Here is a 23,869-nt window from a genome sequence, read left to right on the forward strand (position 1 = left end):
CACTGGGTCCGGTTTGGCGATTGGTTTCCGGGTCGATCCTGACCTAGAATTGGCACTGCTGCCCCCGGCATTGTGCCGGGGCTTTCTCATGGTAGGACGCCATCATGTCAGATTTTCGCCGGGCCAGCCGTATTGATGCCATCGAAGTTTCAGAGATATTGCAGATCGGCGCTCGCGCAGCGGCGCTGAAACAGCAGGGGCGACCGGTGATTGTACTGGGCGCAGGCGAGCCGGATTTTGATACGCCCGATTGGATCAAGACGGCGGCCATGGATGCAATCCAAGCCGGAGATACCAAATACACCGCCCTTGGCGGCACCCCGGCCTTGAAGCAGGCGATCCAGGCCAAGTTCCTGCGTGATCAGGGGCTAGAGTATGCTGCGGATGAAATCATAGTTTCTACCGGGGCGAAACAGGTGCTGTACAATGCCTTCATGGCCAGCCTGGAACCGGGGGATGAGGTGATCGTGCCGGCACCTTACTGGAGCTCTTATGTCGATATTATCGCGCTGGCTGGCGGCAGGCCGGTGCTGGTGCCCTGCGGCGCAGAGACTGGGTTTCGCATGACGACGGCGCAGTTGCAGCAGGCGCTTAGCCCGCGCACGCGCTGGGTTTTGTTCAACTCTCCCTCTAATCCGTCGGGTGCGGCCTATAGTGCGGCAGAGTATGCACCGCTGCTGGAGCTGTTGCTGCAGTACCCGGATGTCTGGATCATGGCCGATGATATGTACGAACATCTGGTCTATGACGGGTTCGATTTTGCCACCCCCGCAGCGGTGGAGCCTCGGCTGAAAGAGCGCTGCCTGACCATCAATGGTGTGTCAAAAGCCTATGCGATGACGGGCTGGCGCATTGGCTATGCCGGGGGGCCCGCCGCTTTGATTTCGGCGATGGCGGTGATTCAGGGGCAGGCGACATCCTGTGCATCTTCGGTATCGCAGGCGGCGGCCGTGGCGGCGCTGAACGGCCCGCAAGATATCCTGCAAGAGCGTCTTGCCAGCTTTCAGGCGCGGCGGGATCTGGTGGTTGATGGGCTGAACGCGATACCTGGACTTAGCTGCCCGCGACCGGAGGGTGCCTTTTATGCCTTTGCCAGTTGCGCAGGCGTTCTGGGGCGGCGCACCCCGGCGGGAGATCTGTTGCAAAGTGACGCGGATTTTTGCGCCTATGTGCTGGATCACCACGATGTGGCCATGGTGCCGGGGCGCGCCTTTGGCTTGTCGCCCTATTTTCGGATTTCCTATGCCACCAGCGAGGCGGAATTGCGCCAAGCGCTGACGCGTCTTGGTCATGCGGTGGCGCAGCTGACCTGAGGCTATAGCTGTTTTTGCATCAGGATCAGATCCAGCCACCGATCCCATTTACGCCCGACCTGCGGCATCAGCCCGGCGTGGCGAAAGCCAAGGGCGCTGTGAAAGGCGACGGCCTTGGGGTTGGCGCTGCTGATCCCGGCCACCAGCACATGCACATCCTGCGCCCTTGCGCGTTCTTCCAGATGTTGCATCAAGGACCGCCCCAGGCCCCGGCCCTGGGCTGCAGGCATTAGTTGGATCGAATGTTCTTGTGTGTGGCGATACCCGGGACCATTGCGAAAGGGGCCATAGGTGGCAAAGCCCATGACGCGGTCATCGATCTGGGCCACCAGAAAGGGCGGCGGGTCGCTGCGCAGGCGGTTGGCAATCTCATCTGGGTGGCGTTCCTGGGTGGTGAAGGTAAACAAGGTGTCGCGGATCAGGCGATTGGCAATGTCGGCAATCTGCACCGCATCTTGGGGGCCTGCCTGGCGGATCAGGGTGGGCATGGCGGCATCTATCCTCTGTGCCTTTTCGGGAATGCAATCTGGACCATGGGTGGTGTCAAAGCTCAAGCCTGTTTGCGGGGCAGTGGTTGTTTTCACCCTGCGTCTGGGCAGGTTTTGGCCGGAAAGCAATTGAACTTGGCTGGGGCACACTTCAAAGATATGCCGAAACAGACAGCGGAGGGCCCGGACGATGCAGCGCAATGATATGAAACCAGCCACAATTGCTGCCCAGGCGGCGGGGGCCATAGATCTGGCTAGCGGTGGCGTGGTGCCCCCCATTCAGCCCTCAACCACCTTTGTGCGCGACCGGGATTATCAACTGGTGAACGAGGATAATGTCTATCTGCGTTCGCATAATGATGCGGTGCGGTTGGGCGAAGAGATCCTGTCCCGTCTGGAGGGGGCCGAGGATACGCAGTTGTTTCCTTCGGGAATGGCGGCGATTGCCGCCGTGTTTCGCACCGTGCCAAATGGCGGTGCGGTGATCGTACAGTCGGGGATCTACTGGGGCACCACCAAATGGATCCGCGACTTTTGCAGCCGCCGCGATATTACCCTGCACGAGGTTGACGCCAGCGATACAGGCGCGCTGCAGGAGTTGTGCGCCGGGCTTGAGGCGCAGCTTGTGTTTGTTGAAACCCCGTCAAACCCCTGGCTGAAAACGGTTGATATCACCGCCGCAAAGGCCTGCGCCGAAAGCTGTGGCGCATTCTTGGTTGTCGACAGTACGGCGGCGACGCCGTTGCTGACCCGGCCCCTGGCGTTGGGAGCTGATCTGGTGATGCATTCCGCCACCAAGGTGATCAACGGCCACTCTGATGTGTTGGGCGGCGTGCTGAGCACTCGTGCACGTACCCCCGTGTGGGAGGCGATCTGCATGGATCGTAACGAGGCAGGCGCCGTCATGGGCCCGTTTGAGGCCTGGCTTTTGGTGCGCAGCATGCGCACCCTGCCACTGCGGGTGGAAAAGATGTGTGCCAATGCCATGACCGTGGCGGAATTCCTTGCCGCCCACCCCGAGGTCGAAGAGGTGCTCTACCCCGGTCTACCCAGCCACGAAGGTCATGACCTGGCAGCGCGGCAGATGCAGGGTGGATATGGGTTCTTGATGTCCTTCCTGGTCAAGGGCGGGCGCGCAGCCGCCTTGGCGGTGGCGGGGCGGCTGAACCTGTTTCACCGCGCCACATCCCTGGGCGGCGTCGAAAGCCTGGTTGAACATCGCCACACAATTGAGCCGCATACGGGCATTCCTGAAAACCTGTTGCGGATCTCAATCGGGATTGAGGATGTCGATGACTTGATCGCGGATCTGTCGCAGGCGCTGCAGGGGGGCTGACCACCCGTCAGTGGCAAGTGTTGCGGTGCGGATCAGTTCGACGCCAGTGTTTTCATCGACCGATCCGGGAAGCAGCTGGGGGCGGTTCCAGATGCTTCCTGCCAGCGCCCGAGAGAGCGGCGGGTTTTGAAGCCGACCAGCCCGTCGGCACCGCCGACATCATGGCCGAGCGCTTCTAGCCCCCGCTGCATCGCGGCCACGTCAGAGCGGTAAAGCCTGTCCAGCCGACCCCAGCTGGCGGCGAAATCACCCACTCCGTATTGGATGCGATCCCCCACATGGCCGACAAAAAGCGCGTAAAGATCGCTTTTGTTGTAGTCCTTCAGCACATAAAAGTTGCGGGTGACCAGAAAGGCTGGCCCATGCCGTCCGGCGGGCAGCATCAAGAAACCCTGCTCGGCGCGTTCCTTCGCGGGAAAGGCGCGTCCAGAGACACGTTTGATGCCCAGCTTTTCCCAATCGGCAATGGTGCGGCCCTGATCCGGGCCTTCCAGCGCGCAGGACACTGTAGTGGGGAGGGTGACCTCGAACCCCCAGTCACGGCCGCTTTGCCAGCCGTGCTGCGCGAGGAAATACCCGATCGACATCAGCGTATCCGCCTCTGAGTTCCAGATATCGGCGCGTCCGTCACCGTTACCATCCGCTGCATATTGCAGATAGTTGCGCGGCATGAACTGCGGCTGGCCCAGGGCGCCGGCCCAGCTGCTTTTCATGGTGCTGGGATCTGCGTGTTTTCCCTGTGCAATTTGTAGCGCGGCGATCAGCTCAGCTCGGAAATAGGATGCGCGGGTGCTCATGAAGGCCTTGGTACCCAGTACACGAAACACATTATGCGGGATCTTGGCCCGGCCATAGGCGCTCTCGCGGCCCCAGATCGCCAGGACTATTCGGCCCGGCACCCCGGTATTGGCCTCAACCTTTGCAAGGGTGGTGGCATGGATCCGTGCCATTTGCCGCCCCGTATTGCTGGCGCTTTGCACCGCACCGGGGCTGAAATATTTGGCAGGGGTGCCAAATTCGGCCTGGCGCTGCTGTTTTGGCACCTCTGGACTGGCACCGGGGGGCACCAGATCGGGGAGATCCCAGTTTAGGGCCACTTCGGCAAAGGCGCGTTTGAATGTCCGGCGAGAGACACCTGCGGTCTTGGCCTCGGGCCAGATGTCTTGCTGCAACCAGGTTTGAAACTGGCGCTCCACTTTGGCGCGGTTTTGCGCTGTTGCCATCAGGGGCAGCAGACACAGGCACAGTGCAAAGAGAACAGGGCGGGTGAACATCGGCGCGGGCTCCGTGGCGTCATTATCTTGGCTGGCAGGCTAGCGCAGCTGGGGTCGATTTGCACGTTGTCAGATTGCACCCTCGGCGAGGAGACGCCCAGAGGTTGGCGCCTGGCTTGCGATAGATTGCAAGTGGATCAAGATGCGGTAGGGTGAAGAAAAAATAGCGAGCAGAGATATGAGTTTTACCAAGGATATAAGCCGACGCAGCTTTGGATTTGGCCTGGCCGCCTTTGGCTTGGTGGCCTGTAGCAATGTCACCCAGGCCAATCAGGGCAGTGTGCCTGCCGCCAAGGCGGGACTGCCGCCAGATCTGCGCCCGACGGCCAATTCGGGCTATGACGCCTGGGTCGCCAGTTTTCAAAAACGTGCCCGTGATCAGGGCATCTCCGATGCCACCCTGCGGGCCGGGTTTCGCGGTGCTGGCTATCTGCCCGGCGTTATCAAGCGCGACCGCAACCAGACCGAATTCAAACGCACGCTGGAAGATTATCTGTCGATTGCGGTGTCCGATGAACGGGTCTCGAAGGGTCGCGCCGCCTATCAGCGGCATCAAGCCACGCTTAAATCGCTCGAGGCGAAATACGGCGTAGATGCTTCGATCATCACCGCCATCTGGGGGCTTGAAAGCTTTTATGGCGAAAGGCGCGGCGATGTACCGGTGATTTCAGCCACCTCGACGCTGGCCTATGATGGGCGGCGCGGTGCGTTTTTTGAAAAGCAGTTGATCGCGGCGCTGAAGATTCTGCAGAACGGCGATATTTCGGCGTCGAAAATGACTGGCAGCTGGGCCGGGGCCATGGGCCATACCCAGTTTATTCCAACATCTTATCAGGCTTTTGCGGTTGATTTCACCGGGGATGGGCGGCGTGATATCTGGTCTGAAGACCCCACGGATGCGCTGGCCTCTACCGCTGCCTATCTGGCGCGCAACGGCTGGAGCCGCGGGCAAAGCTGGGGGCGGGAGGTCACTGGCGCGGCGGCAGCGGGGGCGCTGCAACCACAGCCCGGCGGACCGAGCTTTGCAGTGACTGGCAATTTTCGCGCCATCAAGCGCTATAACAATTCGGATGCCTATGCCATCGGGGTAGGGCATCTGGCAGACCGGATCGCCGGTGGCGCCCCTTTGCGCGGTAAATTCCCGCCTGATGCCAATGGTTTGACCAAGGATGACCGAGTGGAGCTGCAAAAGCGCCTGACTGCCAAGGGCTTTGACACCGACGGCGCTGATGGGGTGCTTGGCCCCAAAAGCCAGGCGGCAATCAGCGCCTATCAGGCCAGCATTGGCCAGCCTACGACCGGGGTTCCTTCACTTGAAATGCTGCTCGCTCTGAAATAAGGCGCAGGCCTTTTACGACTTTGGCCGGTCTTTTGTGGCTTGCAAGGTCAGTCCCGAGTGGGGGCTGGCCTTGGTCAGTTGGCGCCGTAAAACTATCGTAAAAATCTCGTGCTGTTGACCGAGCGATGCAAATTCTGGCGGCGTTTGGTGTATTATCTCGCCTGTTGCGCAAGCTATATAAATCAGGAGGTATAAACATGAAGCGTAATTATCTTGCGGCTTTTGTTGGCTGCCTTATCTCACTGGCGCCGCTGATGGCACAGGCTGGACCCTTTAAGCAGATAAGATCACAGAATGAATTCGTTGATCGTATCGTAGACAAAAGCCTGACCGCTGAATGGGGCAAAATGGTCATCCATTCCGATGGCAAGATTTCCGGCACTGTTGGCAGTCAAAAGATGGTTGGTGCGTGGAACTGGCAAGGCAAGTACTGGTGCCGCAACGTTCGAATTGGAAAACAGGAAGAAAGAGGAACCGATTGCCAGAAGATCAGTGTTGATGGCAACCAGGTGGAGTTTATTCGCGATAAAGGTCGGGGAGAACCGGGCGTCCTGACTATTGGCAATTGATCTCGTGCCGGTGATGCCAGAGTGGCGGGTCAGGACCATTGGATCCTGACCCTATTTTCATTCCACGCCTTAGAACATCACATTGGGCAGATAGGTGGCGATCGCCGGCAAGAACCAGATCAGCGCCACGGCGATAATCTGGATCAGGATAAAGGGCATCACGCCGCCATAGATATGGCCGGTGGTGATTTCCTTCGGTGCTGCACCGCGCAGGTAGAACAGCGAAAAGCCAAAGGGCGGCGTCAGGAAAGAGGTCTGCAGGTTGATTGCAATCAGCACTGATAGCCAGACCGGATCATGCCCCATGATCATCAGCGTGGGCATCACCAGCGGCAGCACAATCACCGAGATTTCGACGAAATCGAGGAAGAAGCCCAGCACAAAGATGAACAGCATCGAAAAGACCAGGGCTCCGATGGCGCCGCCGGGCATTGATGACAGCAATTCATGCACCCGATCTTCGCCGCCAAGCCCGATGAACACGAGCGAAAAGATCCCGGCCGCCAACATGGTGGCAAAAATCATCGAGGTCATGGTGAGGGTGGAATTCAGCGCCGGTTGCAGTACCTTTTGCACAACCATGCTGCGCAGGGCGAGGGCAATGGCCACCAGTCCGGCCAGAGCCAGCACCATATAGGCACCGCCAAGCAGATAGCTGCCCAGCCCCAGATCGCTGCGTTGCAGTCGCACCGGAAAGATCCCGGCGCCAATGGCAAGCAGGACAAGGCTAACGGTGCCAATCAGGATCAGGCGACGATTCGCGCCATTTTTGACAGCTGCGATCAAGGCGGCACCGATACCGCCAACGGCAGCCGCCTCGGTTGGGGAGGCAATGCCGCTGAGAATAGCGCCCAGCACCGCAAGAATTAGCAGGATGGCAGGCAGAATCGCCTGGGCCACTTCGCTCAGGGGCGGGCGTGGCATGTCGGCGGGGGCAGGGGGCATGTCCTGGGGCCGGATCCAGCCGCGCGCCAGCACATAAAGGATATAAAGCCCGACCAGTGTCAGCCCTGGCAATAGCGCCGCAGCAAAGATCTGCCCGACGGAAATGGTTTCGATGGTGAATTTGCCCTGCTCGTACTGCGCCTGCTGATAGGCATTTGACACTACATCCGACAGGATGATCAGCAGGGTCGAAGGCGGGATGATCTGCCCTAGCGTGCCGGCCGAACAGACCAGCCCAGAGGCCACGCGCGGATCATAGCCCGCCCGCAGCATGGTGGGCAGGGCGATCATGCCCATGGCCACCACAGTGGCACCGACGATCCCGGTTGAGGCCGCCAACAGCATGCCTACCAGAATCACCGAAATGCCAAGCCCGCCGCGCAGCTGCCCAAAAGAGCGCCCCATTGTATCCAGCATATCCTCGGCGATGCGGCTTTTCTCTAGAATAGCCCCCATCAGCACGAATAGCGGAATGGCGATCAGCACATTGTTGGTCAGCAGGCCAAAGATCCGCTGTGACATCGCGCCCAGCAGCCCAAGGTTCATTGCCCCCATAGACCAGCCAACAATGGCAAAAATGATCGCTGTACCGGCAATGGAAAAGGCCACCGGAAAGCCTGACAGAATGGCCACCATCAGGGCGCCAAACATTAGCAGATCAAGATATTCAGCCATCACGGGTCTCAGTCTTTAAAAGGATGCGCAGCACGCAGGACAGGGATTGCAAGAGCACCAGAATGCAAAAGGCAGGGATCAGGCTTTTCAGCAGAAACACGGCCTTGATGCCGCCAACGGAAATCGGCCCTTCCAGAATTTTCCACGAGTTGGAGACCGCAGGCCAGGACCAGTAGAGCAGCATCAGCATCGCTGGCGTCAGCAGGAATAGATGGCCAAACAGATCAATGCGGTCTTTGCCGCGTTGGCTGAGTTTGTCGTAAAAGATATCCACCCGGACATGGCCATCCTGCAGCAGGGTATAGCCCGCCCCCAGCATGAACAGGGTGGCATGCATATAGAGCACCGATTCCTGCGCTGCGATCGAGGAATAGCCAAAGACAAAACGCGCAATCACAATCAGGAACTGCGCCATAAGCATCGCCAGCGCCAGCCAGCGCACAAGCGTGCCGGTGGTACGGCTGATGCCGTCCAACATTGAGATTAATCGCTGCATCTCTGTCCCATCTTTTGCCTGGCTCCGGTTCGTTATGGCCCCGAAAGGCCGTATTGAAAAAATCCGGCGCGAGAGACCCGCACCGGATAGCTAGCTTTATGTTTTCAGACTCTTAGTAGCCTAGCGCCTTGGCACGGGCGTTCATCTGGCCGTTGTCTGCATAGCTCATATAAGACCCAACAGAATCGCGATAGGCAAGGAAGCTCTGGGTGATGCGGCGCACCAGCTCGTCGTCATCCTCGGCCAGCTCCGCCATCACTTCGTCGGCGGCAGAAGCCATGGCCGCCAGCACATCATCGGGCAGTTTCTTGACCTTGACGCCTTCGTTGTCGACCATCTGCTTCAGCGCCTGGGCGTGTTTGGTGGTGTATTCGGTCCAGACCGGATTGTAGAGGCTTTCGCAGGCAAAGCTGACAGCCTGCTGCAGGTCTTCGGGCAGTTCCGCGTAGGCGGTTGAGTTGACGCCGCATTCCTCGGCCGAGGATGGTTCGCCGACACCGGGCCAGTAGTAGTTTTTCGCTACCTGATAGAAACCCATGGCGCTGTCGCTCCAGGGGCCGATGAATTCGCCGGCATCCAGCGCACCAGTCTGCAGCGCCTGGAACATGTCGCGCGGCCCCATGGACTGCACGGCCATGCCGATCTTGGAACACATCTCCGAAGCGAGGCCGGTGGTGCGGAACTTCAGCCCTTTCAGATCATCAAGAGAGTTGATTTCATTGCGGAACCAGCCCTGCCACTGCGGGCCAGAGTTGCCACAGAGGAAGGGTTTCAGGTTGAAGCGGCCATAGATTTCATCATACAGCGCCTGACCGCCACCATGGTAGAGCCAGCCAAACTGTTCATCTGCGCGCAGGCCAAAAGGCTGCGAGCCAAACAGCAACATACCTTTGGATTTGGAACCCCAATAGGCGGGAACCGCATGGTACAGCTCGGCCGTGCCTTCGGAAACCGCGTCAAAGACACCGCGTCCGGGTACTAGCTCGCCAGCGGCGTGCAGCTTTACCTCAATACGGCCACTGGATAGTGTGGTGATCCGATCCGCCAGCATCTGCGCGGCCACGCCGGGTCCAGGCAGGTTTTTGGGCCAGGCGGTGACCATGTTCCATTGGCGCACGCCCTGCGCAGTAGCAGGGGCCGCAAGGGTGCTGGCTGCGGCGCCTGCGGCACCAATCTTGATAAAGTCTCTGCGTTTCATGTCTGTCTCTATCCCTGAAGATTTTTATTAAGCATACGCATGAAATTTTTAAGTCTGCACATAAAAAATGTCAATTCGCCTTTGATGTGGGCAAGCACTTTAGTGTCTGGGGCGGTCAGGTGCCCGGGCGACAAGGTGGCGTGACCCTTGATCTATTGGGCCGGGCAGAGGGCTGTCTGGTTGTGATTATATTTTCAGCGGCCTGGCATTTGGGCGGTAGCGCGGCTGAGGTGTATTTCACTATGACGCTGTAAATTCCACATATTGAAATTTTCAACCTGGGGCGCTATACTTGGTATCAGCCTCTTCCCGTCCTGGTCGGGGCTAGAGGCCAGGCTATTAGGTCATCCATATGAGAGAGGGACGCCCATGCAGACCCGCATCCATCACGCCATGAATGGCGCTGCGACGGCACAGCCAGATGCGCTTGCAATGATCGATTTTGCAGACCAGGCCTATAGCTGGGCCGATTTGGCTGCGGCTAGTGCAGAGGCCAGGGCAGTGTTGCAGGACCGCGGGGTTGGGCCGGGGGATCGGGTGGTCCTTGTCTTTGAAAACAGTCTGGAGGCCTGCGCCTTCCTTTTTGCCATCAGTCAGCTGGACGCCATTGCGGTGCCGTTGAATGCGCGACTCACCCATGCCGAACTGGATCGGCTGATCACCCATAGCGACCCCAGCGTGGTGGTGTTTTGCCACGCCGCGTCTGAGGCGGCCGTAACCCATGGCAAGGCCTATTCCGCGCGGTCAGAGCGGGGGCGCTATGGTGCGGTGGGCCTGTTTCAGCGGCGTGGCAATCGGCCGGAACCCTGTTCTGACGACCCAAATGAACAGGTGGCGCTGCTGCTGTATACCTCGGGGTCCACGGGGGCGCCCAAAGCGGCGATGCTGACACATCAAAATCTAATTTCTGCGGCGGAGGCGACGGTCAAGGTGCGAGGCATGCTGTCCGAGGACGTGACCTTTCTGGCGCTGCCGCTTTCACATATCTTTGGGTTGGTCACATTTTTGTCGATTTGTGGGTCCATGGGAAAGGTGCGACTTGAAGCACGGTTTTCGGTCGAACGGCTTTTTGCTGCGCTGCAACGTGATGTGACGATGCTGCCAGCGGTGCCGCAGATGCATGCGCTACTGTTTCACTATGCCCGCGGGCAAAACAAAACCAGTTATGAAGGCGGATGCCTGCGCTTTGTTTCCTCTGGCGGGGCGCCGCTGGATCATGTCTGGAAGCGTGAGGCCGAGGCCTTTTATGGCCTTCCCCTGCAAAACGGCTATGGGCTGACCGAAGGTGCCGCCGGGGTCTGTAGCACCCAGAACCAGCTGGGCGACCCGGATGTAAGCGTCGGTTACCCGATGCAGGGCAGTCGGCTGCAGCTGGATTTTGATGCCATAGGCGCCAACCCTGCTGAAGGTATTGGTGAAATTCTGGTGGCCGGGCCGCAGGTCATGAAGGGCTATTTCCGCGACCCAGAGCAAAGCGCCAGGGTTCTGACCAAAGACGGCTTTGTTCGAACCGGTGATCTGGGGGTATTTGATGCGCAGCAGCGGCTGCATATCGTTGGCCGTTCAAAAGAACTGATCTTCCGCTCTGGCCGCAATGTCTACCCGGCCGAGGTCGAAGCGGCGCTGACCGATCACCCCGAGGTCATCATGGCGGGGGTTGTGGGGAGGCCGGCGACGGGCAACGAAGAGGTGCTCGCCTTTGTTAAAGTGGCGCCGAACTGCCGCCTGTGCGAGGAGGATTTGGCGGCCTTTGTTCATGATCGCCTTGCCCCCTATAAACGCCCGACTCGGATCATTTTGGCGCAGAAGTTGCCGGTGGCGCCAACCGGTAAGATTCTCAAAGCAAAGTTGATTTCGTCTTTCACGGACCAGCTCTTGCGGGAAGTCACTGTGTGAACGCAAATTCTACTATGCAGAAGTGTGTTCTGTATGTTAGCTAGAATCAAATGTCGTCTCGGGGAGGAGATTTTGACTATGCGTTTTGTGAAAACCACAATGGGGGCCGCCGCTGTTGCCCTGTCCATGGGCGGCGTTGCAGCAGCCCAGACCACCATTTTCTATGGCCATAGCGGCCCGGCCCGCGGCACTGTGCCTGCAGCGTTGAAATGGTTCGATGGCCGGATCGGTGAACTGTCCGACGGCGATCTGAAACTGGATGTGCAATGGGGCGGTGCCCTGTTCAAGGCCTCTGCCTCGGTGCAATCGATCGGTGATGGCGTTGCGGATGCGGGGTCGATCATTTCGGCCTATTTCCAAAAGGAAATGGCGGCTTATTCGCTGGCAGATCTGCCCCTGGGCGGCCCGAACCCCTGGGTTGGCCTGCGCGCCACTGACCACCTGATGCGCACGGTGCCAGAGATCACGGAAAACCTGGCCCGCCAAAATTTGGTCTATATCGGCACCTTTACCGCTTCGGATGTGAATGTCGCCTGCAAGGGCGGTGAGATCACATCGATTGCAGATATTGCAGGCAAGAAGGTGCGCGGCGCCGGCGTCTACGGCAAGGTCTTTGGCGAGCTGGGCGCCACCATGGTCAACCTCAGCGTTTATGATGCTTATCAAGGGCTTGATACCGGGTTGATCGATTGTACCCAGGGCTATTCCTACATCGTTCCGGCGCTGAAATGGCATGAGGTCATCGACAGCTACACGGTGCTGAACTGGGGCCAGATCGGCGGCTACGGCATGTTCATGAACAAGTATAGCTATGATGCGCTGAGCGATGAGCAAAAGGCGGTGATGACCCAGGCAGGCACCGAGCTGGCCGATAAATTCGCCCAGATCGTCATTGGCGCCAATTCCAAGGCGCTGGCGGCAATGCGGGCGGATGAATATGACCGCCCCGTCAAGGTAATCGAGGTCTCTGTCGAAGAGCGCGCAGCCCTGAACGCAGCCACTGAACCCTTTTTGCAGGACTGGAAAGACAACGCCGCCAGCGTTGGGCTGAACCCGGATCACATGATCGAGGTCTATACCCAGGCTGTGGCTGATTTCACCGCCGAGTTCGAGGCCAAGGGCTACCCTTGGGAGCGCAACTGAGCCGCGCCCGAACCTGATGCGCCGGGGCAGGAGCAGTCCTGCCCCGATGTTTCAACTTTCAACATATGGCAAAGGTGGCAGGTATGCTGGACCGGATCGAAAAAATCTGTATCGACGTGGCAACGGCAGCGATTATTCTACTGGCTTTGATGATCTTTGCCGATGTGATTGCCCTGAACCTGTTTCACGCCTCGGTGCCGGATGCGGTGATCATCGTGCGTGAATTGATGGTGCTGGCCATCATTATGCCGCTGGCGGCTGCCACCACCCAGCGGGCGCATATCGCAGTTGAATTCTTGACCAATATGCTGCCACCGCGTCTGGTGGATTATTTTGTGGTCTTTGGCACCTTCTTCGGGGTCTTTGCCCTGACGCCGCTTATCTATGCGGGCGGGAAGGAGCTGATGCATCAGATCAATACTGGCAGCGCCTTTTATGGGGATCTCAACCTGCCACAATGGCCAGGGAGACTGGCCTTTGTGATTGGCATTGCGCTGTGTTGGCTGCGGCTGCTGATGATGGGCTGCAGCGATATTGTCACCCTCTGGCGTGGCGGCAGGTTAGCCTTGGACGCTGCGGGCAACTAAGCGACACGCCCCTTTCGTAGACCTCTTTAATATCGGGAATAGATGTAATGGATCCGGCAACGATTGGATTGGTGGCCTTTGGCCTGATGCTGGTGCTCCTGGCGATGCGGGTGCCGATTGCCTTTGCGCTGATCGGCGTGGCGACTATGGCGGCCTTTAGCATTTTCGCCTTCAGAACCGGAACCTTCATGCCCGAGCGCGCCATCCGGGCGACTGCGTCTCTGGTGTTTTCGAACTCTTTCGATCTGGTGCATAGCTTTGATTTGTCGATGATTCCGCTGTTTGTGGCGCTTGGCAATATCGCCTATCGGGCAGGTATCACCACGGCGGTCTACAATTCGGCCAAGGTTTGGTTGGTGCGCCAGCGTGGTGGGCTGGCGGTGGCTTCGGTCATGGGCTGTGGCGGGTTTTCCGCCATCACCGGATCTAGCCTGGCCTGTGCCTCGACCATGGGCAAGATCTGCACGCCGGAGATGCTGCGCCTTGGTTATGATCCGCGTCTGGCGACGGCAAGCGTGGCAGCGGGTGGCACATTGGGGTCGCTGATCCCACCAAGCATCCTGTTCATCATCTACGCCATCTTCACAGAAACATCCGTCAGCAAACTGTTTCTGGCGGGGGTGCTACCGGGGCTGTTGACGCTGGCGGGCTTTGTGTTGGTGATCTGGGCCTGGATCCAGGTTAATCCCAGACTTGTGCCCGAACGTGGTGCAGCGGCCAGCTTTGGCGAGAAAATGGCGGCCGCCCGCGAGGCATGGCCTGCGGCACTGATCTTTGTGATCATCGTGGTGGGGATCTATGGCGGGTTTTTCACCGCTACGGCGGCGGCCGCGGTGAGTGTCGTGATCACCACCCTCATCGGCTTTGGCCAAAGACGCCTGACCTTGCAGGGCCTGTGGGAAGCGGTGCGTGAAACCTGTGTGCAGACCGCTGCGATCTTTGTGGTGGCTGCCGGGGCCAAGATCTTTGTTGCCGCCATCGCCCTGACCGGCATGGCGCCAGCACTGGTGCAGGCGGTGGCCGATGCACAGCTGTCGCCCATGGTTCTGCTGCTGTGTATCTGTGCTGTCTATCTGATGCTGGGCATGTTCCTTGATCCCATTGGCATCATGGTTCTGACCCTGCCTTTGGTGGTGCCTCTGGTCGAATCCTACGGCATGAACCTGATCTGGTTTGGCGTTGTGGTGGTCAAGCTGCTGGAAATCGGCCTGATCACCCCACCAGTGGGGCTGAATGTCTTTGTCCTGTCGAATGTGGTGGGCCGAGCGGCACCGATTGGCACCGTTTTTGCCGGCATCTGGCGGTTTCTTTGCGTTGATGTGCTGGTTCTCGCACTCATTGTGGGCTTTCCGTCGATTTCGCTTGTGTTGTCGATGACAGCAAGATGAACAGGCTTTTTCATTGGCTTTAATTTCGATAAGTTGGAATTTCTAACCATGGCTAGGACTTGAGGCAATGTCAGAACTGAAAGACGATAAGCGATTTGCCAATACCCTGGCGCGTGGTCTCAATGTGTTGCGGGCCTTTGGGCCTAATGACGATGGACTTGGAAATCTTGAAATATCAGAGCGCACGGGCCTGCCGCGTTCCACTGTTTCACGGCTGACCTTCACGCTCTGCGCGCTTGGTTATCTGACCCATGGACATCACCATGACAAATATCGGCTGGGGCCTGCCGCACTGGCGCTTGGCAATATCGCGGGGGCTTCTTTTGGCTTTGTGGAAACTGCTGGGCCGATCATGCAAAGGCTGGCGGATGCTACCAAAACGCTGACCGGGGTGGCAATTCAGGACGATGGCAAGATGCTGATCGTCAAGACTTGGCGGCCGCGCAATTCAACCACCATCTGGCTGAATGTGGGCTACCGGATGCCGATCCTGGCCTCGTCTACCGGGGCGGCCTTTCTGGGGGCCCTGGGGCGGAGCGAGCTGACCAAACTGACCCAATCCATGACGCCGCAGGATCAAAGCCAATACCAAGAGGCCTGGGCCGAGGCGCAGTCCGGCCTGCTTAGCGATGGCTATGCCTTTGTGCGCGGAGAGCAGCGTTTCAATACCTCGATCAACGCCATAGCCGCGCCCTACCGTCCGTCAGAATTTGGCGAACCGGTCTCCTTTCTGAGCGGTGCGCGCACCGTCGATCTGACGGATGAATTGATAACCGAGAGCGTCGGGCCGGCGCTGGTGACTGCGGTGCAGGAATTGTTGCATATCACCGGGCGCCGCTTTCCGATCCTCTCGGAGGACTGATCCCGCGCGCCATGCCCCCGCCCACTGGCACAGAGTGGGAGCGAAAGAAGAGCGCTTAGCCAACAATCATCTGTTTCAGTTGCAGCGCTTCGTACTCCAGCTCTTGCAGGCGGTAGTTCACCACATCGCCAACCGTCAGCATACCGCAAATTTTGCCCTGCGAGATCACCGGCATATGGCGAAAGCGCCCTTCGGTCATGCGCCGCAGTACCGTCACAAGAGGATCAGCCGGGGCGCAGGTTTCCACTGATCGTGTCATATTGTCGGCGACCGTTTGCGGCAGGGTCTGGCCGGGCGTTTCCGCAAGTTTGCGCACGATGTCGCGCTCTGACAGGATGCCGTCGAGCCCGCCTTCGGTATTGGTGACCAAGAGCGCACCAATTCTGCGATCTCGCAGAACTTTGACAGCGGTGCTGATCGTGTCTTTGGGAGAGATCGTGTAGACTGTGCTGCCCTTGCGCGCGATCAGTTTTTCAACTGTGGCCGTCTCTTGCGCGATATTGCTATCGACAGACTGGCTGTGACTGGCCTGTTTGGGGTGGTCGCCCACGTGGGGCGCCTGATATGAGCTTGGCATGTTGAAATGCTCCCTTTTGGTTGCGGTGCTTGGGTTGTCTCATGGTGCTGTGCCGTGCCATTCAGCTTAGACGACAAAATACCAATGGGGAAATACCTTGCTTGCCTCGCAGATCACTCTGACGCCTCTTGTTGCCACGGTTCTGATATTTCTGGCGGTGCTTGCGGGCAATCGCTATCGCCGCGTTTGGAAGGCAGAGGGGCCGCGCTGGCAGCTTTGGCTGTTTGGTCTGCTGGCAGCTGGGGCGCTGTTGCTACTGGCCTTTGTGCCGATGCAGGCGTCGTGACAGCCGGCTGAACGTCGGGGCAGACACAGCAAAAAGGCGACCCAAGGGGCCGCCTGTTATGCATGGGTCTGGCAATCAGCTGGGCAGATCAGGGCTTGGCCTGCATCTCTGCTTCCATTTGTTCCACCATCTTCCGGGCACGCTTACACTGTAATTTGTCACGCAGTGGGCTGTCGGGATCGATATCCTTGGCGCAGACAACGCATTTATCGGCGCCGGAAATGGCGTTCAGCCCGCCGCAGCTGCCCTTGATGGTCTTGCCCATCAACAAGACCCCCAGCGACATGCCCAGCATGACAAGTGTCAAAAGCCCAAAGGTAAACAGGAAAGTGGTCATGGGATCTGTGCCTTCTATTGCTCTGCCTGCAGTTTCGCGAACTGGGTGCTGACGGTGGTTTCAAACCCTGTTTCACCAGAATCGGGCTGACGTGCAATGAACAAAACCGCGAGTCCCTCTGCCTCGGCGATGGGCAGCCCACGGTCCTGACCCAAGGCCAGCAGTGCGGTGGCCCAGCCATCGGCCATCATGGCAGAATCGGCCAGCACGGTGACAGAGGCTGTTCCATGGGTGATTGGGCGGCCAGTGACCGCGTCGATGATATGGGAATAGCGTATGCCATCCTGTTCAAAATAATTGCGGTAATCGCCGGATGTCGCCATGCCAAGCCCAGAGACATCGACAATTTCTTCAATCGTCTGGGCCGCGGCATCAGGGCGTTCAATGCCGATGCGCCAGCTGGCACCATTCGGATTCTGGCCTGCGGTGACCAGATCGCCGCCGATTTCGACCATATAGTCGTGCAGTCCTGCCGCCTGTAGTGCGGCCGCGACTTGATCTACCCCATAGCCCTTGGCGATGGCGGCCAAGTAGACTGAAGTATCAGGCAGGCTCTTGCGTAGGCTGTTGGGGGCCGTTGACAGCGACAGGATCTTGTCCTGACCAATCACCGCCAGCGCCGCCTGGATCTTTGCGTCCGACGGCACCGGGCTGTCGGCGTTGCGCGCCCCAAAGCCCCAGATTTCGATCAGCGGGCCAAGGGTGACGTCAAACAGTTTCTCGCTTTTGCGGTGGATCTCGGTGGCGGCACGCATCACCTTGGCCAGTTCCGGCGAGATCTTGACCGGGTCGGTCACGGCGGCGGCGTTGAAGCGCGAAATTTCTGAACTGGGGTCCCAATTGGACATCTGCGCATTGACCTGATCCAGCGCCTGAGTGATCGCATCCTGCACTACATCTGGTGAAAGCGCAGCGGTCTTGTCTACCGCGACGATATTATAGGTTGTGCCCATTGTTTCACCGCTGAAGGTCAGAGTGACCGGATCCGACTTGCAGGCGGCAAGCAGAACCATCAGAGCAACAAGAAAGAGCCGAGCCATTTGTTCACCTACCCTTGAAACGCCCTCCTATTGTACGCTATTCGCGGCCCTGTCAATCAAGCCTCGGTGGGCTTGATCTGACACTTTTGCATTTTTCCAGTGGGAACTTGGTCCAGATCAGACTATTTGCAGGCCGAATCCGAACAACGGCCACGATGTGTTGGTTCTGACCGATAGCAGAGAAGAAGAGATAGAGTTGCGGCATTACAAGCTACAAAAAGGACTCGAACTTCCGGTTGAAGGCGCGCCTTCGCAGGAAGTTCATATGGGTCCGGCAGTCAGGACCGTTGCCCTGCTGGGCAGCGATTACCTGGGTCTGAAACCCCGTCTCGCGGTGCAAGAAGGCGATGTGGTCGCCGCTGGCACCCCGATCTTTGCCCATAAAGACACCCCTGAGGTGCAGGTGGTCTCGCCAGTGGCGGGCCGTGTGAAAGCGATCAACCGGGGTGCACGCCGGGTGCTGATCAGCGTTGAAATCGAAGTGGACGCTGCGGCGGCTGATCCGGTTGATTTCTCGGCGGTGGGCGATATCACCACCCCCGAAGGTCTGGCAGAGCGGCTCTGTGCTGCGGGTCTGTGGACCTCGTTCCGCAGTCGGCCCTATTCCAAGGTGCCCAGCCTCGAAGCCCGGCCGGCCGCGATCTATGTCACCGCAATGGAATCGGAACCTCTGGCGCCAGAGGCGGCGGTAATCATTCAGGATGCGCCCGAAGATTTTGCCAATGGCCTGCGCGCGATCAGCCGATTGAGCGAGGGCAAAACCTATCTTTGCCAAACGCCCGGAACTGCGATTCCCAGCGTGGATGAGGTCGACGTCGCCACCTTTGACGGCCCGCATCCGGCAGGTCTGGCTGGCACCCATATGCATTTCATCGAGCCGCCCACCGCGACCAAGACGGTCTGGAGTATCGGCTATCAGGATGTGATCGCCATTGGCCGGTTGCTGAGCACTGGCCAGATCAATGCCGAACGCGTCGTGGCGCTGTCAGGTCCGCTGCTGCGCAATCCGCGCCTGCTGCGCACCATCGCTGGTGCCTCTATGGAAGAGCTGCTGGCCGGTGAGCTGGACAGCACTGAAAACGTGCGGATGATTTCTGGCTCGATCCTGTCGGGGCGCGCTGGTGCCGGGCTGGATGGCTATCTGGGGCGTTATGCGCGGCAGATCACCGTGATCGAAGAAGACAAGAAACAGATCCCGCTGGGCTGGATTCGCCCGATGGCCAGCAAATACGCGGTGCAGCCGGTGCTGGGATCGCTGTTTTCCAAGAAGCTCTATGCGCTGACATCAAACCTGAACGGAGGACGGCGTGCCATGGTGCCCACCGGCACCTTTGAACGGCTGATGCCGCAGGACTATCTGCCAACGCAGCTGTTGCGCGCGCTTTTGGTGATGGATACCGACCAGGCCCAGGCGCTGGGTGCGCTGGAGTTGGACGAAGAAGATCTCGGGCTGGTCGGCTTTGCCTGCCCGGCAAAATACGAATACGGACTGGCGCTGCGCGACAGTCTGACGAAGATCGAAAAGGAGGGATAGTCTCTTGGGTCTCCGTAACTTTTTTGACCGCATTGAGCCGAACTTTACCAAGGGCGGCAAATGGGAAAAGCTCTTCCCCATCTACGAGATGGTCGAGAGCTTTCTCTACACACCAAAGACGGTCACCACCGCAGCACCCCATGCGCGGTCCTATATCGATATGAAGCGGATCATGACCTATGTGGTCATCGCAACGATCCCTTGTATCCTCTTTGGTCTTTATAACACCGGCTTGCAGGTCAATACCGCGCTAGGCGCCTATGAGGCCACGGGCTGGCGTGTTGCTGTGCTGGAATTCCTTGGCATCGGCTTTGATCCCAGCAATCCGCTGGTCAATATGGCGCATGGGCTGCTGTATTTCCTGCCGATCTATATCACCACGCTGGTAGTGGGCGGTATCTGGGAAGTGATCTTTGCCACCGTGCGCGGGCATGAGGTCAACGAAGGCTTCCTGGTGACTTCGATGCTTTATGCACTGATCGTGCCGGCCAGCATTCCGTTGTGGCAGGTTGCGCTCGGCATTTCCTTTGGCGTTGTGATCGGCAAAGAAGTCTTTGGCGGCACCGGCAAGAACTTCCTCAACCCGGCGTTGACTGGGCGGGCCTTCCTGTATTTTGCCTATCCGGCCTATATGTCCGGCGATAGCATCTGGACGCCTGTAGACGGATTTTCCGGTGCCACCGCGCTGTCGATCTCGGCCTCGTCCGGGTTTGACCAGCTGGCGGCCAATGGGATGGAATGGATGGATGCCTTTATCGGCACCATTCAGGGGTCTTTTGGCGAAACTTCGACCCTGGCCTGCATGATTGGTCTGGCCTTCCTGTTGATCACCAAGATTGCCAACTGGCGCCTTGTTCTGGGCTGCATGGCGGGCATGGTGAGCTTTTCGCTGCTGCTGAACGCCATTGGGTCTGACAGCAACCCGATGTTTGCCATGCCCTGGTATTGGCATCTGGTCACCGGTGGTTTTGCCTTTGGCCTGGTCTTCATGGTGACGGAACCTGTGTCGGCCAGCCATACCAATGCGGGTCGCTACATCTATGGTGCGCTGATTGGCTTCATGGTGGTGATGATCCGGGTGATCAACCCGGCCTTCCCCGAAGGCATGATGCTCGCCATTCTGTTCGGCAACGTCTTTGCGCCGCTGATCGACCATTTTGTCGTGCAGGCCAATATCAAACGGAGAGCGAAGCGTTATGTCTGAGCAAACCAACAAAGGTGCCATCCGCCGTTTTCTGGAGGCTTCGCCGGATTCGACGGGTAAAACCCTGTTTGTGGCTGTGGCACTCTGCCTCTGTGCCTCGATGATCGTGTCGGCGGCTGCGGTTGCCTTGCGACCGACGCAGGAAGCCAACAAGCTGAAAGACAAGCAGATCAATATTTTGCAGGTCGCGGGGCTGTATGAGCCAGGCATGGATATCACCGAAGCCTTTGGCGCCTCGTTTGAACCGCGGGTGCTGGAGCTGGAAACCGGGCGATTTACGGATCAGTTTGATGTGGCCGAATTCGACGACCGCGCTGCGGCGGATGATCCGGCTACCTCGATCAAGCTGGACAAAGATCCGGCCTCGATTGGGCGGCAGTCAAAATACATGACCGTCTATCTGCTGAAAGATGCGGCTGGCGCGGTCGACAAGGTGATCCTGCCGCTGCATGGCTATGGCCTGTGGTCGACGCTTTATGGCTTTATCGCTGTGGAAGAAAACGGCAATGACATCTTTGGTCTGCAATTCTACAGCCATGCTGAAACCCCCGGCCTGGGCGCCGAGGTCGACAACCCGCGCTGGAAAGCGCAGTGGCAGGGTAAGCGCCTGACGGATGACAGCGGTGAGCTGCAAATCACCGTCGCCAAGACAGCGCCCGCCGCTGGCAAAGAGTTCCATGTGGATGCCCTGTCGGGTGCCACGCTGACCTCGGCTGGTGTTGATAATCTGGTACGCTTCTGGATGGGCGAAACCGGTTATGCCCCCTTCCTTGCCAATCTCAAAGCAGGAGATATCTGATGGCCCAGACACGTAGGGAAATGCTGCTCGACCCATTGGTCGACAACAACCCGATTACCCTGCAGGTGCTTGGCATCTGTTCTGCTCTGGCGGTGACCTCTTCGCTGAAAGTGGCGCTGGTAATGACAATTGCGGTGACGCTGGTGACGGCGTTTTCATCGATGTTCATTTCGGTGCTGCGCAACCAGATCCCCAGCTCTATCCGCATTATTGTGCAGATGGTGATTATTGCATCCTTGGTGATCCTGGTGGATCAGGTGCTCAAGGCCTACGCCTTTGAGATTTCAAAAACCCTGTCGGTTTTTGTCGGCTTGATCATTACCAACTGCATCGTGATGGGCCGGGCCGAAGCCTTTGCCATGAAGAACCCCCCGGTGGCTTCGTTCATTGACGGGATTGGCAATGGGTTGGGCTATGGCTTGATCTTGATGCTGGTTGGTTTTGTTCGCGAACTGTTTGGCGCGGGCTCGCTGTTCGGCGTGACCATCCTGGAGACCGTGAACAACGGCGGCTGGTATGTGCCGAACGGGATGCTGCTGCTGCCACCTTCGGCCTTTTTCATCATTGGTCTTTTGATCTGGGCCTTCCGCTCCTGGAAACCTGAACAGGTGGAAGCGCGTGAACATAAAATCCAAGTAGTCGAGGCCCACTGATGGAAGCGCTCCTCTCTCTTGCGGTCAAGGCGATCTTTGTTGAAAACCTGGCCCTCTCCTTCTTCCTTGGCATGTGTACCTTCATTGCCGTTTCGAAGAAAATTCCCACCGCTATCGGCCTGGGTATCTCGGTGATGATCGTGCAGGCGATCACCGTGCCGGCCAACAACCTGATCCTGACCTACCTGCTGGCGCCCGGCGCGCTGGCTTGGGCTGGCTTTCCCGATGTGGATCTGACCTTCCTGGGTCTGATTTCCTATATCGGCGTTATCGCGGCGCTGGTGCAGATCCTGGAAATGGTTTTGGATAAATATTTCCCGCCGCTTTACAATGCGTTGGGGATCTTTCTGCCGTTGATCACCGTGAACTGCGCCATCCTTGGTGGGTCCTTGTTCATGGTGGAACGCGACTATGGTTTTGCCGAGGCAGCGACCTATGGCCTGTCTTCCGGCTTTGGCTGGGCCCTGGCCATCACCGCCATGGCAGGCGTGCGCGAAAAGCTGAAATATTCTGACATTCCTGATGGATTGCAGGGGCTTGGCATTACCTTCATCACCGCTGGACTGATGGCTATGGCCTTCATGTCCTTCAGCGGCGTGAAACTGTAAGAGGGGCTGGAAATATGGCGACCTTTGGACTTGGCATTGTCCTTTTCACCCTGATCGTTCTGGCGCTTGTCAGCATTATCATTGCAGCCCGTTCCAAGCTGGTGTCGACTGGTAATGTGAACATCACCATAAACGGCGAAAAAACCATTTCCGTGCCTGCGGGTGGTAAACTGCTGCAGACGCTGGCGGCGGAAAAGCTGTTTGTGCCTTCGGCCTGTGGCGGTGGCGGTACCTGTGCCCAGTGCCGGGTACGCGTGCATTCCGGCGGCGGTTCTATCCTGCCCACCGAAGAGGGCCATATCACCAAACGCGAAGCCGGCTGCGGCGACCGTCTGTCCTGTCAGGTCGCGGTCAAGCAGGACATGGAAGTTGAAGTGCCCGAAGAGGTGTTTGGCGTCAAGAAGTGGGAATGCACCGTGCGTTCCAACGAAAACGTCGCCACTTTCATCAAGGCGCTGGTCCTGGACCTGCCCGAAGGCGAAAACGTTGATTTCCGCGCGGGTGGTTATATCCAGATCGAGGCCCCGGCCCATGCGTTGAAATACACCGATTTTGACATCGAAGAAGAGTATCGCGGCGATTGGGACCGCTTCAATGTCTGGCAGTATGAATCCGTGGTGTCAGAGCCGGTCGAACGCGCCTATTCCATGGCCAACTATCCGGAAGAAAAGGGCATGATCATGCTCAATGTGCGGGTTGCGTCGCCGCCACCCGGTTCAGAAGGTATCCCTGCCGGTCAGATGTCGAGCTACATCTTCAACCTGAAGCCCGGCGACAAGGTAACCATCTCGGGTCCCTTTGGCGAATTCTTCGCGCGCGATACCAAGAAGGAAATGATCTTTGTGGGCGGCGGGGCCGGTATGGCACCAATGCGCAGCCATATCTTTGACCAGCTGAAGCGGTTGAATACGGATCGCAAGATTAGCTTCTGGTATGGTGCACGTTCCAAGCGCGAGATGTTCTTTGTCGAGGATTTCGACGGCCTGGCCGCTGAAAACCCCAACTTCGAATGGCACGTGGCGCTGTCGGATGCGATGCCCGAGGACGAGTGGACTGGCTATACAGGCTTTATCCATAACATCCTGTTCGAGGAATATCTGAAGAACCACCCGGCACCGGAAGACTGCGAATACTACATGTGTGGTCCGCCCATCATGAACCAATCGGTGATCAACATGCTCCTTGATCTTGGCGTTGACCGCGAAGACATCATGCTGGACGATTTTGGCGGTTAATCCCGCCGGTTCGCCCCTGATTTGATTGCGGAAATTCAAAACGGTCCCCCGGTTTTCGGGGGGCCGTTTTTGGTTGAGCGCGAGCGT

General features: G+C 58.3%; 24 protein-coding genes. 16 read left to right on the plus strand and 8 right to left on the minus strand.

The genetic code is table 11. The features are described from left to right. The first annotated feature begins 104 nt into the window (after positions 1-104). Positions 105-1,313, plus strand: a complete 1,209-nt coding sequence (locus ACN0VH_RS16840; RefSeq protein ID WP_417701425.1) for a pyridoxal phosphate-dependent aminotransferase — start codon at positions 105-107, stop codon at positions 1,311-1,313. A 2-nt stretch (positions 1,314-1,315) separates the two neighbouring features. Here the strand turns inward: ACN0VH_RS16840 and ACN0VH_RS16845 are convergent, their stop codons facing one another. Continuing rightward, a complete protein-coding gene (locus tag ACN0VH_RS16845) occupies positions 1,316-1,801 on the minus strand; it encodes a GNAT family N-acetyltransferase (RefSeq protein WP_417701427.1) in 486 nt (161 codons plus the stop codon). Between the two features lie 190 nt (positions 1,802-1,991). Here ACN0VH_RS16845 and ACN0VH_RS16850 point away from each other — a divergent pair, with 190 nt between their 5' ends. After that, positions 1,992-3,137 (plus strand): trans-sulfuration enzyme family protein, encoded by a 1,146-nt coding sequence (locus tag ACN0VH_RS16850; RefSeq protein WP_417701429.1) that lies wholly within the window; start codon positions 1,992-1,994, stop codon positions 3,135-3,137. Positions 3,138-3,169: 32 nt separating this feature from the next. Here the strand turns inward: ACN0VH_RS16850 and ACN0VH_RS16855 are convergent, their stop codons facing one another. Beyond that, complete coding sequence (locus tag ACN0VH_RS16855; protein WP_417701431.1) at positions 3,170-4,411, minus strand: lytic murein transglycosylase; 1,242 nt, start codon at positions 4,409-4,411, stop codon at positions 3,170-3,172. Between the two features lie 178 nt (positions 4,412-4,589). Here ACN0VH_RS16855 and ACN0VH_RS16860 point away from each other — a divergent pair, with 178 nt between their 5' ends. Continuing rightward, positions 4,590-5,750 (plus strand): lytic murein transglycosylase, encoded by a 1,161-nt coding sequence (locus ACN0VH_RS16860; protein ID WP_417701433.1) that lies wholly within the window; start codon positions 4,590-4,592, stop codon positions 5,748-5,750. A gap of 197 nt (positions 5,751-5,947) precedes the next feature. Beyond that, positions 5,948-6,319 carry a hypothetical protein gene (locus tag ACN0VH_RS16865; RefSeq protein WP_417701435.1) on the plus strand — a complete coding sequence of 124 codons (372 nt, stop codon included), beginning with the start codon at positions 5,948-5,950 and terminating at the stop codon, positions 6,317-6,319. A 69-nt stretch (positions 6,320-6,388) separates the two neighbouring features. On the opposite strand, the gene ACN0VH_RS16870 is transcribed toward ACN0VH_RS16865, so the two are convergent. From ACN0VH_RS16870 to ACN0VH_RS16880, 3 genes are all read right to left on the minus strand, one after another. Next, complete coding sequence (locus ACN0VH_RS16870) at positions 6,389-7,939, minus strand: TRAP transporter large permease (RefSeq protein WP_417701437.1); 1,551 nt, start codon at positions 7,937-7,939, stop codon at positions 6,389-6,391. Further along, positions 7,932-8,435 carry a TRAP transporter small permease subunit gene (locus ACN0VH_RS16875; RefSeq protein WP_278923785.1) on the minus strand — a complete coding sequence of 168 codons (504 nt, stop codon included), beginning with the start codon at positions 8,433-8,435 and terminating at the stop codon, positions 7,932-7,934. Before ACN0VH_RS16875 ends, ACN0VH_RS16870 begins: the two co-directional genes overlap by 8 nt. A 112-nt stretch (positions 8,436-8,547) precedes the next feature. After that, positions 8,548-9,633: a TRAP transporter substrate-binding protein gene (locus ACN0VH_RS16880; protein ID WP_417701439.1), complete on the minus strand. Its 1,086-nt coding sequence runs from the start codon at positions 9,631-9,633 to the stop codon at positions 8,548-8,550. Between the two features lie 369 nt (positions 9,634-10,002). Between ACN0VH_RS16880 and ACN0VH_RS16885 the strand changes: the two genes are divergently transcribed. The 5 genes from ACN0VH_RS16885 to ACN0VH_RS16905 all read left to right on the plus strand — a co-directional run bounded on the left by ACN0VH_RS16885 (position 10,003) and on the right by ACN0VH_RS16905 (position 15,509). Then, positions 10,003-11,529 (plus strand): class I adenylate-forming enzyme family protein, encoded by a 1,527-nt coding sequence (locus ACN0VH_RS16885; protein WP_417701441.1) that lies wholly within the window; start codon positions 10,003-10,005, stop codon positions 11,527-11,529. Positions 11,530-11,607: 78 nt separating this feature from the next. Beyond that, a complete protein-coding gene (locus ACN0VH_RS16890; protein ID WP_278923782.1) occupies positions 11,608-12,672 on the plus strand; it encodes a C4-dicarboxylate TRAP transporter substrate-binding protein in 1,065 nt (354 codons plus the stop codon). A gap of 83 nt (positions 12,673-12,755) precedes the next feature. Further along, complete coding sequence (locus tag ACN0VH_RS16895; RefSeq protein ID WP_278923781.1) at positions 12,756-13,259, plus strand: TRAP transporter small permease; 504 nt, start codon at positions 12,756-12,758, stop codon at positions 13,257-13,259. Between the two features lie 47 nt (positions 13,260-13,306). Beyond that, positions 13,307-14,647: a TRAP transporter large permease gene (locus tag ACN0VH_RS16900; RefSeq protein ID WP_278923780.1), complete on the plus strand. Its 1,341-nt coding sequence runs from the start codon at positions 13,307-13,309 to the stop codon at positions 14,645-14,647. A gap of 67 nt (positions 14,648-14,714) precedes the next feature. Continuing rightward, positions 14,715-15,509, plus strand: a complete 795-nt coding sequence (locus ACN0VH_RS16905) for an IclR family transcriptional regulator (RefSeq protein WP_278923779.1) — start codon at positions 14,715-14,717, stop codon at positions 15,507-15,509. Between the two features lie 55 nt (positions 15,510-15,564). On the opposite strand, the gene ACN0VH_RS16910 is transcribed toward ACN0VH_RS16905, so the two are convergent. Next, positions 15,565-16,086, minus strand: coding sequence for a CBS domain-containing protein (locus ACN0VH_RS16910; protein ID WP_278923778.1), 522 nt, complete (start codon positions 16,084-16,086; stop codon positions 15,565-15,567). A 97-nt stretch (positions 16,087-16,183) separates the two neighbouring features. Between ACN0VH_RS16910 and ACN0VH_RS16915 the strand changes: the two genes are divergently transcribed. Further along, the gene (locus tag ACN0VH_RS16915; RefSeq protein ID WP_278923777.1) at positions 16,184-16,372 is read left to right on the plus strand and encodes a hypothetical protein; all 189 of its coding nucleotides are present in this window, start codon (positions 16,184-16,186) and stop codon (positions 16,370-16,372) included. A gap of 88 nt (positions 16,373-16,460) precedes the next feature. On the opposite strand, the gene nqrM is transcribed toward ACN0VH_RS16915, so the two are convergent. Together nqrM and ACN0VH_RS16925 are read right to left on the minus strand one after the other, a co-directional pair. After that, a complete protein-coding gene (nqrM, locus tag ACN0VH_RS16920; protein ID WP_278923776.1) occupies positions 16,461-16,709 on the minus strand; it encodes a (Na+)-NQR maturation NqrM in 249 nt (82 codons plus the stop codon). Between the two features lie 14 nt (positions 16,710-16,723). Further along, complete coding sequence (locus ACN0VH_RS16925) at positions 16,724-17,749, minus strand: FAD:protein FMN transferase (protein ID WP_278923775.1); 1,026 nt, start codon at positions 17,747-17,749, stop codon at positions 16,724-16,726. A gap of 196 nt (positions 17,750-17,945) precedes the next feature. Here ACN0VH_RS16925 and ACN0VH_RS16930 point away from each other — a divergent pair, with 196 nt between their 5' ends. The 6 genes from ACN0VH_RS16930 to nqrF are packed head-to-tail and all read left to right on the plus strand — an operon-like array spanning position 17,946 to position 23,782. After that, positions 17,946-19,283, plus strand: coding sequence for a Na(+)-translocating NADH-quinone reductase subunit A (locus ACN0VH_RS16930; protein ID WP_417701445.1), 1,338 nt, complete (start codon positions 17,946-17,948; stop codon positions 19,281-19,283). A gap of 4 nt (positions 19,284-19,287) precedes the next feature. Continuing rightward, the gene (locus tag ACN0VH_RS16935; protein ID WP_278923773.1) at positions 19,288-20,487 is read left to right on the plus strand and encodes an NADH:ubiquinone reductase (Na(+)-transporting) subunit B; all 1,200 of its coding nucleotides are present in this window, start codon (positions 19,288-19,290) and stop codon (positions 20,485-20,487) included. Further along, a complete protein-coding gene (locus ACN0VH_RS16940) occupies positions 20,480-21,286 on the plus strand; it encodes a Na(+)-translocating NADH-quinone reductase subunit C (protein WP_417701448.1) in 807 nt (268 codons plus the stop codon). The genes ACN0VH_RS16935 and ACN0VH_RS16940 overlap by 8 nt, the downstream gene beginning before the upstream one ends. Then, the gene (locus ACN0VH_RS16945) at positions 21,286-21,939 is read left to right on the plus strand and encodes an NADH:ubiquinone reductase (Na(+)-transporting) subunit D (RefSeq protein WP_278923771.1); all 654 of its coding nucleotides are present in this window, start codon (positions 21,286-21,288) and stop codon (positions 21,937-21,939) included. The genes ACN0VH_RS16940 and ACN0VH_RS16945 overlap by 1 nt, the downstream gene beginning before the upstream one ends. Beyond that, complete coding sequence (gene nqrE, locus ACN0VH_RS16950) at positions 21,939-22,547, plus strand: NADH:ubiquinone reductase (Na(+)-transporting) subunit E (protein WP_278923770.1); 609 nt, start codon at positions 21,939-21,941, stop codon at positions 22,545-22,547. The genes ACN0VH_RS16945 and nqrE overlap by 1 nt, the downstream gene beginning before the upstream one ends. Positions 22,548-22,561: 14 nt before the next feature. After that, the gene (gene nqrF, locus ACN0VH_RS16955; RefSeq protein ID WP_232405345.1) at positions 22,562-23,782 is read left to right on the plus strand and encodes an NADH:ubiquinone reductase (Na(+)-transporting) subunit F; all 1,221 of its coding nucleotides are present in this window, start codon (positions 22,562-22,564) and stop codon (positions 23,780-23,782) included. The last annotated feature ends 87 nt before the right edge of the window (positions 23,783-23,869 follow it).

The sequence above is a fragment of the Pseudophaeobacter sp. genome (genome assembly GCF_048267565.1).
Lineage (GTDB): Bacteria > Pseudomonadota > Alphaproteobacteria > Rhodobacterales > Rhodobacteraceae > Pseudophaeobacter > Pseudophaeobacter profundi.

Coding starts and splice junctions, on each gene's coding strand:
- ACN0VH_RS16945 (WP_278923771.1), top strand. CDS start 21,286: ATGGCCCAGACACGTAGGGAAATGCTGCTCGACCCATTGGTCGACAAC.
- ACN0VH_RS16885 (WP_417701441.1), top strand. CDS start 10,003: ATGCAGACCCGCATCCATCACGCCATGAATGGCGCTGCGACGGCACAG.
- ACN0VH_RS16850 (WP_417701429.1), top strand. CDS start 1,992: ATGCAGCGCAATGATATGAAACCAGCCACAATTGCTGCCCAGGCGGCG.
- ACN0VH_RS16855 (WP_417701431.1), bottom strand. CDS start 4,411: ATGTTCACCCGCCCTGTTCTCTTTGCACTGTGCCTGTGTCTGCTGCCC.
- ACN0VH_RS16860 (WP_417701433.1), top strand. CDS start 4,590: ATGAGTTTTACCAAGGATATAAGCCGACGCAGCTTTGGATTTGGCCTG.
- ACN0VH_RS16870 (WP_417701437.1), bottom strand. CDS start 7,939: ATGGCTGAATATCTTGATCTGCTAATGTTTGGCGCCCTGATGGTGGCC.
- ACN0VH_RS16940 (WP_417701448.1), top strand. CDS start 20,480: ATGTCTGAGCAAACCAACAAAGGTGCCATCCGCCGTTTTCTGGAGGCT.
- ACN0VH_RS16910 (WP_278923778.1), bottom strand. CDS start 16,086: ATGCCAAGCTCATATCAGGCGCCCCACGTGGGCGACCACCCCAAACAG.
- ACN0VH_RS16880 (WP_417701439.1), bottom strand. CDS start 9,633: ATGAAACGCAGAGACTTTATCAAGATTGGTGCCGCAGGCGCCGCAGCC.
- ACN0VH_RS16875 (WP_278923785.1), bottom strand. CDS start 8,435: ATGCAGCGATTAATCTCAATGTTGGACGGCATCAGCCGTACCACCGGC.
- ACN0VH_RS16890 (WP_278923782.1), top strand. CDS start 11,608: ATGCGTTTTGTGAAAACCACAATGGGGGCCGCCGCTGTTGCCCTGTCC.
- nqrF (WP_232405345.1), top strand. CDS start 22,562: ATGGCGACCTTTGGACTTGGCATTGTCCTTTTCACCCTGATCGTTCTG.
- ACN0VH_RS16925 (WP_278923775.1), bottom strand. CDS start 17,749: ATGGCTCGGCTCTTTCTTGTTGCTCTGATGGTTCTGCTTGCCGCCTGC.
- ACN0VH_RS16900 (WP_278923780.1), top strand. CDS start 13,307: ATGGATCCGGCAACGATTGGATTGGTGGCCTTTGGCCTGATGCTGGTG.
- ACN0VH_RS16895 (WP_278923781.1), top strand. CDS start 12,756: ATGCTGGACCGGATCGAAAAAATCTGTATCGACGTGGCAACGGCAGCG.
- ACN0VH_RS16840 (WP_417701425.1), top strand. CDS start 105: ATGTCAGATTTTCGCCGGGCCAGCCGTATTGATGCCATCGAAGTTTCA.
- nqrE (WP_278923770.1), top strand. CDS start 21,939: ATGGAAGCGCTCCTCTCTCTTGCGGTCAAGGCGATCTTTGTTGAAAAC.
- ACN0VH_RS16865 (WP_417701435.1), top strand. CDS start 5,948: ATGAAGCGTAATTATCTTGCGGCTTTTGTTGGCTGCCTTATCTCACTG.
- nqrM (WP_278923776.1), bottom strand. CDS start 16,709: ATGACCACTTTCCTGTTTACCTTTGGGCTTTTGACACTTGTCATGCTG.
- ACN0VH_RS16845 (WP_417701427.1), bottom strand. CDS start 1,801: ATGCCCACCCTGATCCGCCAGGCAGGCCCCCAAGATGCGGTGCAGATT.
- ACN0VH_RS16905 (WP_278923779.1), top strand. CDS start 14,715: ATGTCAGAACTGAAAGACGATAAGCGATTTGCCAATACCCTGGCGCGT.